Source organism: Leucothrix mucor DSM 2157 (assembly GCF_000419525.1).
GTDB classification, from domain to species: Bacteria; Pseudomonadota; Gammaproteobacteria; order Thiotrichales; family Thiotrichaceae; genus Leucothrix; species Leucothrix mucor.
In genome coordinates this window covers 1,734,328-1,752,713 of the sequence record NZ_ATTE01000001.1, presented here as the reverse complement: position 1 = coordinate 1,752,713, position 18,386 = coordinate 1,734,328, and the positions used below count along the sequence as shown (strand labels likewise).

Annotated in this window: 14 protein-coding genes; 9 read left to right on the top strand and 5 right to left on the bottom strand. The window is 49.3% G+C overall.

Annotation, left to right across the window (positions count from 1 at the left end; genetic code table 11):
• Positions 1 to 64: 64 nt before the first annotated feature.
• The 5 genes from glgX to LEUMU_RS0107810 all read right to left on the bottom strand — a co-directional run bounded on the left by glgX (position 65) and on the right by LEUMU_RS0107810 (position 6,574).
• Positions 65 to 2,149 carry a glycogen debranching protein GlgX gene (gene glgX / locus LEUMU_RS0107830; RefSeq protein ID WP_022951730.1) on the bottom strand — a complete coding sequence of 695 codons (2,085 nt, stop codon included), beginning with the start codon at positions 2,147 to 2,149 and terminating at the stop codon, positions 65 to 67.
• A gap of 105 nt (positions 2,150 to 2,254) precedes the next feature.
• A complete protein-coding gene (locus tag LEUMU_RS0107825) occupies positions 2,255 to 3,250 on the bottom strand; it encodes an ABC transporter ATP-binding protein (RefSeq protein WP_022951729.1) in 996 nt (331 codons plus the stop codon).
• Between the two features lie 37 nt (positions 3,251 to 3,287).
• Positions 3,288 to 4,151, bottom strand: coding sequence for a carbohydrate ABC transporter permease (locus LEUMU_RS0107820; RefSeq protein WP_022951728.1), 864 nt, complete (start codon positions 4,149 to 4,151; stop codon positions 3,288 to 3,290).
• A complete protein-coding gene (locus LEUMU_RS0107815; protein WP_022951727.1) occupies positions 4,148 to 5,227 on the bottom strand; it encodes a carbohydrate ABC transporter permease in 1,080 nt (359 codons plus the stop codon). Before LEUMU_RS0107815 ends, LEUMU_RS0107820 begins: the two co-directional genes overlap by 4 nt.
• 93 nt (positions 5,228 to 5,320) lie before the next feature.
• Positions 5,321 to 6,574 (bottom strand): sugar ABC transporter substrate-binding protein, encoded by a 1,254-nt coding sequence (locus tag LEUMU_RS0107810; protein WP_022951726.1) that lies wholly within the window; start codon positions 6,572 to 6,574, stop codon positions 5,321 to 5,323.
• 205 nt (positions 6,575 to 6,779) lie between these two features.
• On the opposite strand from LEUMU_RS0107810, the gene LEUMU_RS0107805 reads away from it, so the two are divergent.
• The 9 genes from LEUMU_RS0107805 (at position 6,780) to LEUMU_RS0107765 (ending at position 18,371) form a co-directional block, all read left to right on the top strand.
• Positions 6,780 to 7,829: a LacI family DNA-binding transcriptional regulator gene (locus LEUMU_RS0107805; protein ID WP_022951725.1), complete on the top strand. Its 1,050-nt coding sequence runs from the start codon at positions 6,780 to 6,782 to the stop codon at positions 7,827 to 7,829.
• Between the two features lie 94 nt (positions 7,830 to 7,923).
• On the top strand, positions 7,924 to 8,889 hold the full coding sequence (locus tag LEUMU_RS0107800; RefSeq protein WP_022951724.1) for a glycoside hydrolase family protein: 966 nt from the start codon (positions 7,924 to 7,926) through the stop codon (positions 8,887 to 8,889).
• Between the two features lie 693 nt (positions 8,890 to 9,582).
• Positions 9,583 to 11,022 carry a dihydropyrimidinase gene (hydA, locus tag LEUMU_RS0107795; RefSeq protein ID WP_022951723.1) on the top strand — a complete coding sequence of 480 codons (1,440 nt, stop codon included), beginning with the start codon at positions 9,583 to 9,585 and terminating at the stop codon, positions 11,020 to 11,022.
• A gap of 85 nt (positions 11,023 to 11,107) precedes the next feature.
• Positions 11,108 to 12,481: an NAD(P)-dependent oxidoreductase gene (locus LEUMU_RS0107790; protein WP_022951722.1), complete on the top strand. Its 1,374-nt coding sequence runs from the start codon at positions 11,108 to 11,110 to the stop codon at positions 12,479 to 12,481.
• Between the two features lie 29 nt (positions 12,482 to 12,510).
• Positions 12,511 to 13,812, top strand: coding sequence for an NAD-dependent dihydropyrimidine dehydrogenase subunit PreA (gene preA / locus LEUMU_RS0107785; RefSeq protein ID WP_022951721.1), 1,302 nt, complete (start codon positions 12,511 to 12,513; stop codon positions 13,810 to 13,812).
• A gap of 10 nt (positions 13,813 to 13,822) precedes the next feature.
• A complete protein-coding gene (locus LEUMU_RS0107780) occupies positions 13,823 to 14,473 on the top strand; it encodes a TetR/AcrR family transcriptional regulator (RefSeq protein ID WP_022951720.1) in 651 nt (216 codons plus the stop codon).
• Between the two features lie 61 nt (positions 14,474 to 14,534).
• A complete protein-coding gene (locus LEUMU_RS0107775; protein ID WP_245570690.1) occupies positions 14,535 to 15,782 on the top strand; it encodes a Zn-dependent hydrolase in 1,248 nt (415 codons plus the stop codon).
• 92 nt (positions 15,783 to 15,874) lie between these two features.
• The gene (locus LEUMU_RS0107770; protein WP_026744585.1) at positions 15,875 to 17,329 is read left to right on the top strand and encodes an NCS1 family nucleobase:cation symporter-1; all 1,455 of its coding nucleotides are present in this window, start codon (positions 15,875 to 15,877) and stop codon (positions 17,327 to 17,329) included.
• Positions 17,330 to 17,378: 49 nt separating this feature from the next.
• Entirely contained in the window at positions 17,379 to 18,371 is a 993-nt protein-coding gene (locus LEUMU_RS0107765) for a BMP family protein (RefSeq protein WP_022951717.1), read from the top strand.
• Positions 18,372 to 18,386: the final 15 nt, after the last annotated feature.

Here is an 18,386-nt window from a genome sequence, read left to right as displayed (position 1 = left end):
GGTAATCTTGCTCGCTGATCATTATGTCTTCATCGGCCATTGCGCTAGCGTCAGATCAACCGACTTAGTTAGCCGTCAATAACAACGCCACTACCGAGTTCCCCGCCACCGTAACCTGCTTGCCATTAATCGCATGTTTACGATTATGCTCAGCGGCGGTATCGATCTCTTTCACCCAATGTTGCTTGGCGGTTGTTTTTGGTAGTTGCACTTTGGCGCTGGCTTCATCGCGATTAAAAATAATAAACGCCAGTGCATGGTCAGAGTCAGCGGTGGCTTCCGTACAAAAGCCTAAATTCAAACACAGGCCATTCAGTTGCGGGTTGTGCCAATCCACTGCACCGCCTTCAAAGTCCATCCACTCCACATCGGGAATGCCGTTTTTACACAGCTCTTGTCCATGTAAGAACTTGGTCTGGCGCACGCCGCGATAGGTTTTGCGAAAGGCGGAGAGCTCAGCCACAAACTCGATCAGCTTGGTGTCTTGCTCGGCCCAGTTTATCCAGGCAATCGGGTTGTCTTGGCAATAGGCATTGTTATTACCTTGCTGGGAGTTCCCCAGCTCATCGCCAGCCAGTAGCATCGGTGTACCTTGCGATAAGAACAAGGTCGCCAGCATATTGCGTTGTCGTCTTAAGCGGGCTTGAATAATCTTAGGATCATCCGAGTCACCTTCAACGCCTAAGTTGTCGCTGTAGTTGCCGCTGTGGCCATCGGCCCCATTTTCCTGATTCGCCAGATTATGACGTTCGTTATAGCGGGTGCAGTCGGCGAGCGTGAAGCCATCGTGCGAGGTGAGTAAGTTCACTGAGGACCAAGCGCGTCGTCCACCATTATCAAAGTGGCCGGCAGAGCCTAGCAGTCCAGAGCTTAAGCCTTGGGCGCTAAAATCATCACCTTTCCAATAGCGGCGTACATTGTCGCGGTAGGTGTCGTTCCACTCGGCAAACTCGGGTGGAAACCCACCTAAGCGATAGCCGCCGGGGCCAATGTCCCAAGGCTCTGCGATCAGCTTTACGCCTGCTAATACCGGGTCTTGCCGGATGGCATCAAAGAAGCCGCCATTCGGGTCAAAGCCATGGTCTTCGCGGGCTAGTGTGGAGGCCAGATCAAAGCGGAAGCCATCAATGCTCATGCATTGCACCCAAAAGCGCAAGCTGTCCATCACCATGCGCAGTACATAAGGATGGGATACGTTTACGGTATTACCGCAGCCGGTGTCATTAATATAATAGCGTGGGTTTTCTTTAAACAGGCGGTAGTAAGAAGCGTTATCCAGCCCGCGATAGCTCAGTGTGGAGCCGCGTTGGTCGCCTTCTGCGGTATGGTTATAGACCACGTCCAGCACCACTTCGATTCCCGCATCGTGGAAGCGCTGTACCATGTTTTTAAAGCCGAGCAAGCCCTGTGGGCCAAAGTAACGAGGCTCAGGCGCGAAGAAGCTAATGGTGTTGTAGCCCCAGTAATTGGTCAGACCTTTATCCAGCAGGAAGTTGTCATCAATAAAGTGATGGACTGGCAGTAACTCGATGGTGGTGATACCAAGCTTTAATAAGTGCTCGATAATGGCATCGGAGGCTAAGCCTTCATAGGTGCCTTTAATGTCATCGGGTACGTCGGGGTGTTCTTGGGTTAAGCCTTTTACATGGGCTTCGTAGATCAGCGTGTTATCCCAGTTGCCAGGCTTGCGCTCAAGGATCTTAAATAGCTCCGGATCAGAGACCACGGATTTCGGTACAAAGGGTGCGCTATCGACAGTGCTAAAGCTGAGATCAATCTCTTCCTGCTCCGCGTCGGCATCATAGCCAAGCGTGGCCGGGTTATTGCTCCAGCTGCCATGCACTTCACGGGTGTATGGGTCCATCAGTAACTTGTTTGGATTAAAGCGATGTCCTTTTTCTGGTGCATATTCACCATGGGCGCGGTAGCCGTACAAGGTGCCGGGCTCTAGGCCGGGGGCATAGCCATGCCAGATTGAACCGGTTCGTTCAGGCAGAGCGCAGCGGACTAGCTCTGTTTTCCCATTTTTTGAAAACACACATAGATCAATCTGGGTGGCATTTTCTGAAAAAACAGCAAAGTTGATCCCTTCGCCATCGTAATGAGCACCCAATTGATAAGCACTGCCCGCCTGTAAATTTAATTTCATATGAAGTAATTTGTTTGTTGTTTTTCAACAGGCATGCTGTGACATGCCCTCACCCGCGTAACTATAAGCTAAGTGGGCAAGGGATATCAGGCTTTCTTTCGGAGCTTAAATACGCTTGCCCCCGCTAAACTTGTGAATAAGTGATTGGCGTGGCGTTAAGTACACGGTCTGTTCTGGCTCAAAAAACACCGAGCCTTCGGAGCGTACAGTCAACGACCCCATTCCTTCTACCGTTACATGGGAGATGGTATCCGACCCCAGATTTTCAGAATAACTCACTGTGCCTGTCCACTCACCCTGCTCTTTATCAAGATCGATATGCTCAGCGCGTATGCCATATGTATCACAACCCTGACTTTTTGCAAACTCACCCTCAATAAGATTCATCTTAGGTGAGCCAATAAAGCCAGCAACAAAGGGGTTAGCAGGCGTGTTATACAAGTCCATGGGGGTACCGACTTGCTCAATCTGGCCAGCGCGCAGTACCACAATCTGGTCTGCCATGGTCATCGCTTCAACCTGGTCATGGGTTACATACACCATGGTTGCGCCGATTTTCTTGTGCAGTTCCGCGATTTCTACGCGCATTTGGCCACGTAGCGAGGCATCCAGATTCGATAAAGGCTCATCGAATAAAAATACTTTTGGGTTACGTACAATCGCACGACCAATCGCTACACGTTGGCGTTGACCACCAGAGAGATCTTTAGGCTTACGCTTTAATAAGGCATCCAGCTGCAGAATTTCGGACGCTTCTTTAACAATGCGAGCCTTTTCTGCTTTAGGTGTCTTCTTCAGTGTTAAGCCGAAGCCGATGTTTTCTTCCACCGTCATGTGCGGATACAGTGCGTAGGATTGGAACACCATCGCGATACCGCGCTCAGCTGGTTCTTTATGGGTTACATCGTCACCACCAATCGTGATCTTTCCTGAGGTCACGGTTTCCAGTCCGGCAATCATCCGCAGTACTGTGGACTTACCACAGCCGGATGGGCCAACTAATACCGTGAATGAACCCTCTGGAATATCCAGATCGAGGCTTGGAACCACTGTGACTTTGCCGTACGTTTTATTAACGGCGCTAAATTTTACAGTACTCATTATGTAAATCCTTTAAGTAATACGTATGTTCAGGCCGTTAACCTTTGACACCGGTGGATGCAATTGAAGCAATAAATGCCCGCTGCATAGAAAGATAGAAAGCCAGTACCGGCACGGTGATCAGTGACAGATACGCCATGATTTCACCCCAGGCGATGTCTAGCTGGAAGAAGTATTGCAAACCAACCATTACCGGGCGGTAGTCCTCAGACTGCGTCGTCATTAAAGGCCACAGGTACTGGTTGTACATCACCAGAAACTTAAGGATGGCTGCCGTTGCAAAACAAGGGCCTGCCAGTGGCATGATGATCTTGTAAAACACCTGAAACCAAGTGGCACCATCAACCCGGGCTGCTTCGACTAGTTCACGCGGTAAATCCTTAAAGTACTGGATAAACAGGAAGATCGTCAGTCCATCGGCAATCCACGGAATAATCTGTACGTGGTAGCTATCGAGCCAGCCCATTTGGAAGCCATCAACCCCGATCCATGGCAGGTTGTTTACCACCATTAATAATGGAATCGCAATCGTCTCAAATGGCACGATCAGGGTTGCCAGAATGACCGATAACAATACGGCTTTACCTTTGAATTCCAAAAATACAAAGGAGAATGCCGCCATTGAGCACAAGAACAGCGAGAGCACGACGGTAATTCCCGTCACCACAACTGAGTTGATGACGAAGCGGCCAATCGGCACCCGATCCCAAGCGTTGCTGTAGTTATCCAGCGAAATATCGCCAATCGGCAAAAACGCACGGAACGAGGCACTGTCCTGCAGCAGCTGCATATCTGGCTTCAATGATGAGACCACCATGAAGACGACTGGAAAGATAAATAGCAGCGCTACCCAGGCTAGTAATAAATAGCGCATCATGGTTGAACGTTTATCTGTGTTCATGAGCGATCCCTCGATAAATAGCGTTGGATAAGTGAAATACTCAGCACCATCACAAACAGTACGACGGCAATGGCAGAACCACCGGCAATATCTTGCTTTTCGTAACCACGTTGTACTGACTGGAATACGAGTGATTGGGTACTATCAACCGGCCCGCCTCGGGTCATGACATCGACCTGCGCAAATAGCGCGAAGGCTTGCATGGTGATCACTACCATAATCAGTACAGCGGTATTTTTAAGGCCCGGCCAAGTTACATAGCGGAACACCTGCCAGCGCGTTGCCCCTTCCAGTGCCGCTGCCTCATACAGGGAGCCAGCAATGGTTTGAAGGCCTGATAGCCAGATAATCATGTGAAAGCCCACGCCCTGCCAGATCGACATGGCCATAATGGCCCCGAGTGCGGTTGAGGGATTCCCCAGCCAATCCACGGGTTCAAAGAGCCCGAAACTAAAGAACCCAAGTATGGCGTTAAGCAAGCCGTTTTCACCGTCGTAAATAAAGCGCCAGAGGATGGAGACCACCACAATGGAGATAACCACTGGCATGAAATAGATGGTTCTGAATAGATTGATTCCCGGCAGCTTTTGATTAATCAGCAACGCCAGTAGCAAGGCGAGCCCGGCTTGTATCGGGGCAACGATCACGACGAATAAGATGGTATTGGTCAATGCCTTCATAAATAGCGCATCTTTTGCCAGTACGACCCACTTGCTTTCGCCACCTAATGGAATCGAGAACCATTCACGCATCCCCTGAAGGTGTTCGTAATCCGGGTTATTACGGGTAAATGTACGCATTCTGGGGTATTGAACGTCGCCATTTGCCTTGTATACCGGCTTACCTTCGGCATCCCTTTCAGGCTCGATCGTGAGTGCGCCGACGCCCATCAAGTCACTGAAGTTGGACCACCCGACAAACTCTGTTGGGTTGGGGGAAACCAGTCGTTGATTGGTGAATGAAAACCAGAATGCGAGTAAGAATGGAACGATCAGAAACAAAATAATCAGGCTTGATGCTGGCAAAGCCATCAACCACCCGACTTTGTTTTGACTCTTGGGTTTACTTTGAGCCATTGTGAAACCTCGTAAGATTGGAAAAAACAGAGTGGGACAACGCCACTTACCGCCTCCTCACTAAAACCCGAGAAGGCGGTGAGCGGTTAAGGCTTACTTGTAGTTGTTGTTCTTTTCCAGATCTTTGTTGATTGAGTCTGTTGCCGCATCCAATGTGTCTGCAACATCAGCACCGTTAGCAATGTCAGATAGCGCCTTTTCAAATTCAAGCGTTGCAACATTGTAAGCAGGTGTAATGGTACGTTTGGTAGCTTGCTTGTCAGTCAGGGTATAAAACACGCTCAGCTTGCCGCCCTCTTTGTAGTTCTCAGTCAGCTTAGCGGCACTGGCTGTCGCAGGAATCAGGCCTGTCGCATTTGAGAAGTTAGCCAGATACTTGTCCTGCATCGCGAAACGGATGAAGTCGTTAGCACCCTTTTGGTTTTCACTGCTGCCAGAGACACCAAACTGCCAGGAAGCTGCACCGATTTTAGAGCCGTTACCCATGTCTGGTGCAGGCAGGAATAACAGGTCTTCGCCGTACTTTTCTAATGCTGGAAGCGCAGCCCAGTTACCGTTCCACTGCATCGCGTACTTGCCATCTAAGAAGCCAGTTTCGCGGTCAGCGCCATCTTGAGAAGTGCCCGGTACCAGTTTCTTGTTAAACAGGTTCTGCCACCATTCGCCAAATGCAATTGCTTCGTCACTATTTAGAACGCCTTCAGCGCTAGGCTTCTCAGCATCCATCAAGTCGCCACCCCAGCTTTGCAGGAACGGACCAAATGCGTAGGAGTACCACTCACCTTTCCATGCCAGACCTAAATCTAAAGGGTACTGAAAGTCTTTATCGGTTTTCAGAGCATTGATTGCAGTGTTGAACTCAGCAAGCGTCCATGGCTTTTCCAGTGTAGGAATACGTAGCTCATGCTTTTCGAGGATTGACTTACGTGCAAACAGTGCTACTGCCGCATCCCATAAACCAACAGAATAGATTTTGCCATCGTAACGACCGATGGTGCCCGGCAGGAAGTCTTTGACTTCTTCATCAGTAATATCCAGCGGTGCCAAGTATTTAGACCAAGCCCAGTTAGGCATTAGTGGGCCGTCAACATCCAGAATATCAGGAAGCTTGCCAGATAAGGCGGCTGCGACGACTGATTCGTTGTAGGATTCTTGTGGAAACTCGGCCAGGTTAATTTTCCAGTCCGATTGTGAGCCGTTGAAGTCACTAATAATGCCAGTCAGTACTGCCTTTTCTTTATCGTTACCCGCACCGTGGTACCACAAGCTCAGATCAGTTTGCGAAAAAGCCATGCCGCTACTCGCCATTAGTACTGCTGCGGCCATTAAATTCATTGTGTGTTTCATGATTACTCCTCCAAAGGAACTTTTGTCTATATTTGACAACGTTGTCAAAAAATAACGGGGCTATTCTGCAAAAGATCACAAATACTGTCAAGCCTTTGTTTTTAACAATATAAGCTAGGATTTAAAGGAAATTGAAGAAAAACTTGAACATCCGTTAACAAATCGTTAGCCTTAATTTGTTAACGTTGTCATTTAAGGATCTAGCATGGCCAATATTCACGATGTCGCTAAACTGGCAGGAGTATCGATTAAGACGGTCTCCCGCGTAGTTAATCAGGAGCCTAGCGTTCGTGAGCCCACTCGTGAGCGTGTACAAAGTGCGATTGACAAATTGCACTACAAACCTCACGCCGGTGCTCGATTGATGCGTTCCAGTAAATCAAATTTGATTGGCTTAATTACGAGTGCGATCTCGACGGTAAGTCGTGATCCGGTTAAAGCGGGCTTATCCTCGATTCACATTGTTAAGGGTGTGCAGCGTGCTTGTCGTGAAGCCGGTAAAACGCTACTGATTATTGATACCGAGCCGGATGAGACGGACATTCAGAGCCATATTGACGTGCTGTTGTCGCATCGAGTAGAAGGCATTGTTTACGTGCTTGATTACCACCGGATGATTGCTCCGCCCAGCGCTCAGGATGTTCCTTGTTGGTTGGTTAACGGCTACTCCACTCCGGTGTTCCCTGCAGTTGTACCGGATGATTACTTTGGCCAGCAGCTGGCAGTGGAGTATCTGGTCGAACAAGGCCACCGACGCTTAGCTTATGTCGGCTTGGCCGCAGAGTTGGAAGCCGGACGATTACGCCGTGAGGGCTTTATCGGTGGTGCGCAAGCCGCTGGATTAGCAAATGATGAGGTGCAAACGACTTTTGGTATGAAATTCGGAGAAGACACTCCCTTCTCGGTGCTGCCGACTGTATTAGAGGAGCTGCTGAGGCAGCCAAAGCCGCCAACCGCGATTTGCTTTGGTAATGACCAAATGGCATTGAATGCAATTCCTATTATTGAGTCTCTGGGGCTGCGCATTCCTGAGGATGTATCCATAGTGGGATTTGATAATGACATGGCGATTGCCTCGGCGGCCAATCCAAAATTAACGACGGTCGCCCTTCCCTATCAACGGATGGGACTGGTGACGGCAAGAAAATTGCTGCAACAATTGGATGAGAAGAGCAAGGCGGGAGCGGAAACTTATCCTATTAAGGTCGCTGGCGAGGTAGTGCCTCGCCAGTCGGTTAAAGATTTAACGGCTTAAGACATTTAACGATGAACAGAAAAGTCCGGCAGACTGGCTTAGGGCTTTCCGGGAATTACACCTGAAGATCAACAACTAAGAGATATCACACTCAATGATTAAACTAGATGACAAATGGATTTGGGATTTTTGGCTAACCCAAGATAATGGCTTGTGGCATATTTATTTCCTTCAAGCGAATAAATCGCTGATCAAACAAGAGCTGCGCCACTGGAATGTCAGTATGGGTCATGCGACTTCTAGCGACTTAAAGGACTGGAAGCAGCTCGGTACCTGTTTTCAACCATCCGCAACGCCTGCCTGGGATGACAAAACAACCTGGACCGGCTCAGTGATTCAGGACGATGCGGGCTTGTGGCACTTGTTTTATACCGGCACTAGTGAGCAGGATAAGGGACAGAAGCAACGCATTGGTCATGCCACTAGCATGGATATGCATAGCTGGGAACGCGTGGGCAATGGTTTATGCTTAGACATCGACACCCGTTGGTACGAAGAGCATACGCCGGGACACTGGCATGACCGTGCGATGCGTGACCCTTGGGTAATGCGTGATCCTGATGGGGATGGTTGGCTAATGTTCTTTACCGCTCGGGTTCCGGGCATTGCTGAGCCGAATGAAGGTGGCGCGGTTGGTTTGGCACGCTCAAAAGACTTATATGAGTGGACTATTGAAGCCCCAATCTGGCAAGGCAGCTTTGGTCAGCTTGAAGTGCCACAGGTAATGCACTTGAATGGTAAGTGGTACTGTATGTTCTGTACCGCGGATGAGCATTGGTCCAAAGCTTATGAGGCTTCCTCGCCTACCGAGCCGGTCTCAGGTTCTCATTACCTAATGGCTGACAGCATTCTTGGTCCTTGGCAAGTAGCGCCTGGTCCCTTCTTTGATGGAGCCATTCCTTGTGAGCGCTATGCCGGTAAACTGGTTGAAACCGACGAGGGATTGAAGTTCTTGGGCTTCTTACATGATACGCCTGAAGGCGAGTTTATCGGTGAGCTTCCGAATCCCATCCCTGTTTCAATCGATGATAATGGACTCTTGCACTTAGAAATCGATTAGAAACTTGGCAATAGTGCTTCCTGCGTTCATTTTTTGAGCGTGGGAGGTGCTCGTTATGTCTGCCTTGCAAAAACACCCTACTTTGATGTATTCGCTAAGGTAATAATGGCGACCATCTTTTTCGGCAGTAGTATTCGCTGTGTTTTATGGCTTTTGAGCTTATTCAATAATCCCTGTCCTTCTCCGAAATTATCGATTTTTCGGGTATGTACATGCCATCAGTTTGCCATGTTACTTTTTTTAAACTATGTTTAAAAAAATAAATTAATTAGTCACTTAGCGGGATTTCTGTAATTTACAGGCAGTTCCTGCTTATTATAACTCCCACCAATCTATCCGGTTTTTCTAGTCAGTGAGCCAACAAAATCACTTGATTTTTAGCAGACTATTTTCCAATTTTCTCTACAGATATTAGCCGCTAAAAACACGCCAAACATTTTCCTTACAATCCGTTTAGTATTGGATTTACCAATGGATAACAAAAGATATATAAATTTCTTGACAGATTAGCGAGGTGCGACCTATGCTTAAAAACATCCTGACCAGTTGGTCATGAAGTTGATTTTCATGTTGCTCTGCAACATAGCGCTACTCGATAGAATACTGAAAAATATAATAATAAGAACCAAGATGAAGCGCGCTTCTGCCTTTAGAAACGTGCCGGATATTGACCTGAACACTAGGGAGCACAATATGTCTTTACTAATTAAAGGCGGTACAGTGGTTAATGCTGAGGAAACGAAGCTAGCCGACGTGTACTGCGAAAATGGTGTGATTCAAGCCATCGGAACTGATCTTGAAGTTCCACCCGGTGCCGAAGTGGTTGACGCCACTGGCCAGTATGTGATGCCAGGCGGCATCGACCCACATACGCACATGCAACTTCCCTTTATGGGCACTGTCGCCAGCGACGATTTCTACTCGGGTACAGCCGCCGGTTTGGCTGGCGGTACGACGATGATCATCGATTTTGTGATCCCTGCTCCCGGCGAAAACTTGATGGATGCCTTTCATAAATGGCGTGAGTGGAGTGAAAAAGCCGTTTCTGATTACAGCTTCCACGTGGCTATTACTTGGTGGGACGACACGGTTTCTGCGGATATGGAAACACTGGTCCGCGATCACGGCGTTAACAGCTTCAAACATTTCATGGCGTATAAAAATGCGATCATGGCGAATGATGAAATTCTGGTAAACAGCTTCTCCCGCTCTCTAGAGTTAGGCGCTATTCCCACCGTACATGCTGAAAACGGCGAGCTAGTGTTCCGTTTACAACAAGAGATGATGGATCGCGGTATAACCGGCCCGGAAGGTCATGCCTTATCCCGCCCTCCAGAAGTCGAAGGTGAAGCCGTTAACCGTGCCTTACGCATCGCTGAGGTGCTAAACGTACCGGTTTATGTGGTTCACAACTCCTGCAGCCAAGCGCTGGATGAAATCACGAGAGCCAGAAACGAAGGCCAACGCGTATTCGGTGAAGTCTTAGCCGGTCACTTGTTGGTGAATGATGGCGTGTATCGCAATGAAGATTGGGAGCTGGCGGCCGCTCATGTCATGAGCCCACCATTCCGCGAATCAAAGCATCAGGAAGCGTTGTGGAAAGGCTTACAGTCTGGCAATTTGCATACGACGGCGACCGATCACTGCTGTTTCTGCGCTGAGCAAAAAGCGGCGGGTAAAGATGACTTCCGTGCCATTCCAAATGGCACCGGCGGCGTTGAAAACCGTATGGAAGTATTGTGGACTCACGGCGTTAACACGGGCCGTTTGACGATGAATGAGTTCGTTAAAGTCACGTCAACGAATGCGGCGCAAATCTTCAATATCCACCCTCGTAAAGGCAGCGTGTCTGCTGGAGCGGATGCGGATATCGTGGTTTGGGACCCGAATGCGAAGAAGACCATTTCAGCGAAAACACATCACCAGAATGTCGATGTGAATATCTTTGAAGGCATGGAAGTGACGGGTATCCCTTCACACACCATTAGCGCCGGAAAAGTCGTTTACAAACACGGCAAGCTGAATGTTGAGCGTGGAGCTGGTAAATACGTGGATCGCCCACCGTTTGCAGGCTACTACGAAGCACTAAATAAGCAAACCAAAGCCAATGCACCGGTTGCAGTAAAGCGCTAAAGCTCACTGCCCGACCCTCTCTGTGGCACAGCACAGAGAGGTGCTCCGCTAGATATAAAAAATCCTTGCTAAATGAGGCACACTTATGGACACCCAGAACACTCCAGACCTTAATCTGGACCCGGCACTCAGTGGTAAATTGAACGCCACTCAGATCCGCACAAATTTTGTCGAGATGGCCGAACCACTAACCGCGAACCAAGCACACATCGAAGCCGATCGCTGTTATTTTTGTTACGACGCACCTTGTACCATCGCTTGCCCAACCGACATCAACATTCCAGAATTTATTCGCCGCATTAAAACCGGTAATACCTCAGGCTCTGCCGAAAAGATCTTAGAACAAAACATTATGGGCGCGATGTGCTCCCGCGTGTGCCCTACCGAAGAGCTGTGTGAGCAAGCCTGCGTTAGAAACGATCACGAAGAGATGCCGGTTAAGATTGGACTGCTCCAGCGCTTTGCGACGGAAAAAGCGGTTAATGAAAATATCCAGTACTTCAAGCGGGGCCAAGAAACCGGCAAACGCATTGCGGTGATCGGTGCCGGTCCAGCAGGTTTGTCTTGCGCTCATGGTTTGGCGCGTGAAGGCCATCAGGTCACGATTTTAGAAAAGCGCCCGAAAGCGGGTGGATTGAATGAGTACGGTATCGCGGCTTACAAAGCCTTAAACGAAATCGCTCAAAAAGAAGTGGCTTACATCCTAGAGATTGGCGGGATTGAGATTCAGCATGGCGTGACGCTGGGCGAAGACATTACGCTGGCTAAGCTGGAAGAAGAGTTTGACGCGGTATTTATCGGCGTCGGCTTAGGCGATGTAAACTCGCTGCGCGTTGAGAATGAATCAGCAACCGGCGTGAGCGATGCGGTTCGTTATATCGAAGCATTGCGCCAAAGCGAAGATCCTTCTCTGCTGCCAGTGGCTGAGCACGTAGTCGTGATCGGTGGTGGTATGACCGCAGTGGATATCGCGGTGCAGTCTCGTAAGTTAGGCGCTGAGAAAGTCAGTCTGGTGTATCGCCGTGAGCAATCCCAAATGGGTGCCAGCGAGCACGAGCAGGAATACGCACAGATCAATGGCGTGACGATTCTGGATTCTTTAAGCCCACAATCGCTGCTGTTAGATGAAGGCGCGGTCACCGGCGTACGCTTCCAACACACGCAGACGGAAGCAGATGGCAAGCTGAGCATGTTAGATGCTTACACCGACATTCCGGCAGACATCGTATTCAAGGCCATTGGCCAGAAATTACTAACAAATGATTTAAGTGGGGCCTCTGAAGAGATCGAAATGCAGTACGGCAAGATTAAAGTCGATGCCGACCGTAGAACTTCAGTGAGCAAACTATGGGCAGGCGGAGACTGCGTGGCGGGGGGCAATGACCTCACCGTATCGGCAGTCCAGGATGGCAAGGTTGCCGCGCAATCCATTAACGCCTTCCTGAAGCAATCCCACTAACGCTGCGACAAGCACCAAGCGAGAATTATATGGCTGATTTAACATCGAATTTTCTGGGTATTTCTTCACCCAACCCGTTCTGGCTGGCCTCTGCGCCGCCAACCGATAAATTGTATAACGTCAACCGCGCGTTTGAAGCGGGCTGGGGTGGCGTTGTTTGGAAAACGGTCGGCGAAGACCCGTGCGTGGTTAACGTCAATGGCCCCCGTTATGCCGGTATGCGTAGCAACGATGGCCGCGTGATTGGCTTCAATAACATTGAGCTAATCAGCGACCGCCCGCTGCAAACCAATCTTGATGAAATGCGCCAATGCAAACTGGATTGGCCAGATCGTGCCATCATTGCCTCGGTAATGTTTCCGCTGAATGAAGAGACGTGGGCGAAGCATATTCCACTGATTGAAGCGACCGGCATTGACGGTTTCGAGATCAACTTTGGTTGTCCTCACGGCATGTCAGAGCGTGGAATGGGCGCGGCAATGGGCCAAGTTCCAGAGTATATTCAACGCGCAACAGAGTGGTGTAAAAAGTACTCCACGGTTCCCGTTATTGTGAAACTGACGCCTAATATCACTAACATACTTCACCCTGCTCAAGCAGCGGTAGACGGTGGTGCGGATGCGGTGTCTCTGATCAATACCATCAACTCGATTATGCGTGTTGATTATGACAACTTAACCATGTACCCAACGACTGGCGCACAAGGGAGTCACGGTGGATATTGTGGTGAAGCGGTTAAGCCGATTGCTCTGAACATGGTTGCAGAAATAGCACGCACACCGGCCACCAGCAAAATGCCTATCTCTGGTATTGGTGGCGTCACTGATTGGAAAGATGCCGTTGATTTCTTGGCACTCGGTGCGTCAAACGTTCAGGTGTGTACGGCGGCAATGGTTTACGGCTTCCACATCGTTGATGACTTAATTGATGGCCTGAGCCGCTTTCTGGATGAGAAAGGCATGACGTCGGTTGATGAGTTAGTCGGTGTTGCCGTTCCGTCAGTCACTGATTGGCAAAACCTGAACTTAAATCACGTGGATAAGGCGGTGATTGATCAGGATAAATGCATCTCTTGCGGCCGTTGTCACATTGCCTGTGAAGATACGTCGCATCAGGCGATTACCAATATGGTTGATGGTTTCCGTAAATTTGAGATCATTGAAGAGGAATGTGTGGGTTGTAACTTGTGTGTAACCGTGTGTCCTGTCGAGGAATGTATTACCATGGTGAGCAAAGCACCGGGTGAGATGGACCTGAGAACGCAGCGCCCGGTTAGCGCAGAGCATGCGGACTGGACTACTCACCCGAATAATCCACTGCGAGCAAGTTAACGGAGCGTCCATGCAGCCCATTAGTCAAATCAACAGCCCTGCCCCCGCGAAGCGTACCAACGCTGAGATTCGTGAGGAAAACGAAGCACTGATCTTAAGTGCGGCAGAGATGGTGTTTGCGGTTAATGGGTTTCATGGCGCAAGTATGCAACAGATTGCCGATGAGTCTGGATTGCCTAAATCCAACGTCCTGTATTACTTCCAAACCAAGAAAAATCTCTATCGCCTGGTGCTGGAGAATATGCTCTATGACTGGATGCAGGCTTCGGCAACCTTTGAAAACAGTGATGACCCTAAAGAAGTTATCACTAACTACGTACAAGCAAAAATGCAGCTGGCGCATGATCGCCCTTATGGCTCTATCGTGTGGGCTAAGGAGATTATGAGCGGTGCGCCGGTGATGGAGGAATTCCTTTCTGGTTCGCTGAAAAGCTGGACGCATGAGCGGGTGATTATGCTGGAGCGCTGGATGGCTGAAGGCAAGATTTCGATTACTGACCCGCATGCTTTTATGTACCTGATTTGGTCGAGCACGCAGCACTACGCCGACTTTAAATCGCAAATTGCAATATTGAACGATCACCAAGAATTTTCTGAGAAAGCATTCCAAGCCAAAACCCAAGCACTGACCAAGATGATATTGGGCAGCGCCGGTTTATGAGCGTGTTTTAAGCGACTCATCGGCAATGCTTTCATAACCAATGAATAGCGAGGTAGACACCGTGACACAGCAACAAGCAGTACGGATTAATGGTGACAGGCTGTGGGGCAGCTTGATGGAAATGGCTAAAATCGGCGCCACTGAAAAAGGTGGATGTTGCCGTTTAGCTCTGACCGATTTGGATAAGGAAGCACGCGACTTATTTGTGAGCTGGTGTAAGGACGCTGGCTGTACCATCAAGATCGATAAAATGGGTAATGTGTTTGCCCGTCGTGCCGGTAAGAACAACGACCTCCCGCCGGTAATTACGGGTAGCCACATTGATACACAACCGACTGGTGGCCGTTTTGATGGTGTTTATGGTGTGCTGTCTGGTTTAGAAGTGATTCGTAGCTTAAACGATCACGGCATTGAGACTGAGCACCCGGTTGAAGCGGCGATCTGGACCAATGAGGAAGGCTCACGCTTTGCCCCTGCCATGGTGGCATCTGGCGTATTTGCCGGTGTATTTGATTTGGAATACGGCTTATCCCGTGCCGATGAAGATGGCAAGACCATGGGCGAAGAGCTGGAGCGCATTGGCTATGCTGGTGAAGAGGAAGTGGGCGGCCGCGATGTTCACGCATTCTTTGAAGTGCATATCGAGCAAGGCCCAATCCTTGAAGAAGCCGAACTACCAATCGGTGTGGTAACTCACGCGCAAGGTCAGCGTTGGTACGAACTGAACCTAACCGGCGTTGAGTCGCATGCTGGCCCTACTCCAATGGTTCGTCGTAAAGATGCGCTATTAGGTGCGGCACGCGTGGTTGATCTGGTGAACAAAGTCGGTTTGGATAATGCGCCAGTGGCCTGCGCCACAGTGGGTATGCTGAATGTGTATCCGAACTCGCGTAACGTTATCCCTGGTAATGTGTTCCTCACTATCGACATTCGTCATCCGGATGATGCAGTATTGGCAAAAATGGATGCGGCGATTCGCAGCGGCATCGATGAAATCTGCCAAACCATTGGCTTAGAGCAAGACCTGGAGCAAATCTTCTATTATGCGCCTGTCCCGTTTGATGAAGGCTGTGTCAACGCGGTGCGCAATGCCGCTGAAGCTTGTGGCTTTGCTCATCAGGATATTGTCGCCGGTGCCGGTCATGATGCCTGTTACATGTCGCAAGTAGCTCCAACATCAATGGTATTCGTGCCATGCATTGACGGCATCAGCCATAACGAAGTGGAAGATGCCAAGCCTGAGTGGATTACCGCAGGCTGTGATGTATTGATCAACGCCATGCTGGAAAAGGCTAATCAGCCGGGCTAAAACCTGTTTGCAAACCGGAGAGGAAATACCACACCGGGGCGACACATTGCGCTGTCGCCCTTCATGATCTTTGACCGTTTATTAGGTGAACTATGAATAAACAAAGCAGTACTAGAATGCAGGGCGAGTTTATTGAGTTGGAGCTAGGCGATGACGTCGCTAGCAGTGATTATTATAATGATGACATTGCGCCGACGAAAATTGCACAACGTACGTGGGGTAAATGGAACATCGCCGCACTGTGGATCGGGATGTCGATCTGCGTACCGACTTACACGCTCGGTGGTGTGTTAACCGCCTACTTCGGTTTATCGGTTAGTGAAGCTTTATGGACCATCTTCGCCGCTAATGTCATCGTTTTAATCCCGCTCATTCTTAACGCCTTCGTCGGTACCAAATACGGTATTCCTTTCCCGGTTGTTTTACGTTCCTCCTTCGGAATTATCGGCTCCAATGTGCCCTGTTTGATTCGGGCGATTGTGGCCTGTGGTTGGTTCGGTATTCAGACGATGTTTGGTGGTCTGGCGATTCACTTGCTGATCTCCGAGTTTTCCCCCGGTTGGGCCAGCTTAGGCGGCACCGGTGAAGTACTTGGCTTCTTCATTTTCTGGGCAATGAACCTGCTGGTGGTTATTCGTGGCTCTGAGTCAATTAAATGGCTGGAAACCTTATCGGCACCCTTGCTACTAGCGGTCAGTGTTGGTTTGATCGTGTGGGCTTACCCTCAAGCATCGATCACCGAGTTATTTGCTCAGGAACCAAACCGCCCAGCGGATGCGCCATTTATGGGTTACTTCCTAAGCGGCTTGACTGCGATGGTTGGATTCTGGGCGACATTGTCTCTGAACATTCCTGACTTTAGCCGTTATGCCAAGTCACAGAAAAGCCAGATTTGGGGCCAGATTGTTGGCCTACCATTAACCATGTTCCTGTTTGCGGCACTGGGTGTGATTCTGACTTCTGCGTCTGTGCAGCTGGTCGGTGAAACGGTATCTGACCCTGTGACGCTGATTGGTAAAATCGAGAGCCCATTTTGGGTAATCACCGCGATGATTTTGATTATCATTGCAACGCTGTCGACTAACACTGCAGCCAATATCGTGTCTCCAACTAACGACTTCCAGAACATTGCACCGAAGAAAATCAACCACGTTAAAGCGGTCATGCTGACAGGTTTGGTCGGTGTGGTCATGATGGGTTGGGAGCTACTGCGTAAGCTGGATGTGATCGTTTCTGACGTGAGCGTTGAGAGCATGTACTCCAACTGGTTACTAGGCTACTCCAGCCTGCTTGGCCCGATTGCTGGTATTATGATTGTCGATTACTTCCTGATTCGTAAGCAGCAATTAGACTTACCTGGCCTGTACACCGGAAAAGGCGACTACCCTGCATGGAACTGGCGTGGATTTGTAGCATTTTTCGTACCGGTTGCGTTGACTGTGTTTGCGCAAATGACGGGCGAGCTGAGCTGGTTCTATAGCTATGGCTGGTTTACTGGTTCGTTGTTAGGTGGCTTGATCTATTTTGTTGCGGGTAAGATTAAGTAAGTGATATCCATACGTTGACCCTCTTTTTCAATTAACAAGAGAATGAACTATGAAATACCGAAACAAGTTTATCGCCAAGATCATGATGGCATTTGCCCTGATTTTCTCGGCTTCGGTTTACGCTGAAACCATTAAAGTCGCTGGTATATACACTCAACCTTTACAGCAAAAATGGGATGCTCGACTCCACCTCGCGTTGCAAGCTGCGGCTGATGCGGGCGAGATTGAGTACGTCTATTCCGAGAAAGTCGCCAATACCGATTACATCCGAGTGCTTCGCGAATATGCGGAAAGCGGTGTTAATCTGGTGGTTGGCGAGGCGTTTGGTATTAGTCGTGAAGTCAGAAAAGTGGCTGACGACTATCCTGAGCTGGCATTACTGATGGGCGATTCTTTCCCTGAGTACGGTAAAAACATGTCTGTGTTCGATAACTACATTCATGAGCCTTGTTATTTGATGGGGGTCATCGCAGGTTCGATGACCAAGTCGAATAAAATAGGCATGGTTGGAGGCTATCCGATCGGTGAAGTGAATCGTCTGTTTCATGCGTTTATGGAAGGTGCACGTTCGGTCAACCCGGAAGTGCAGTTCAAAGTTAGCTTTATCGGCTCTTGGTATGATCCACCAAAAGCAAAAGAAGCCGCCTTTGCACAAGTTGAGTCCGGCGTTGATATCTTGTACGCAGAGCGTGCAGGTGTGGTCGATGCAGCACGGGAAAAAGGCATCCTAGCCTTTGGTAACGTGAATGACATGAACAAAGAAGAGAACGGCACCGATGTGGTGGTGACCTCTGCACTTTGGCACATGGAAAATGCAATCGGCGAAGCCATTAAGAAAGTAAAAGATGGCAGCTTTAGCGCTGAGAACTACAAAGAGTGGACAATGATGGCAAAAGGTGGCGCATCGCTGGCCCCTTTCTATGAGTTTGAAGATCGCATCAGCGATGAGGCGAAAGACAAAGTCAAAGCACTGAGTGCTGACATCATTGCCGGAAAGCACGAAGTGGCTATTAACGACGAAGAGCCGAAGTCAACTTTCTAAGCAATTACCCGGAGC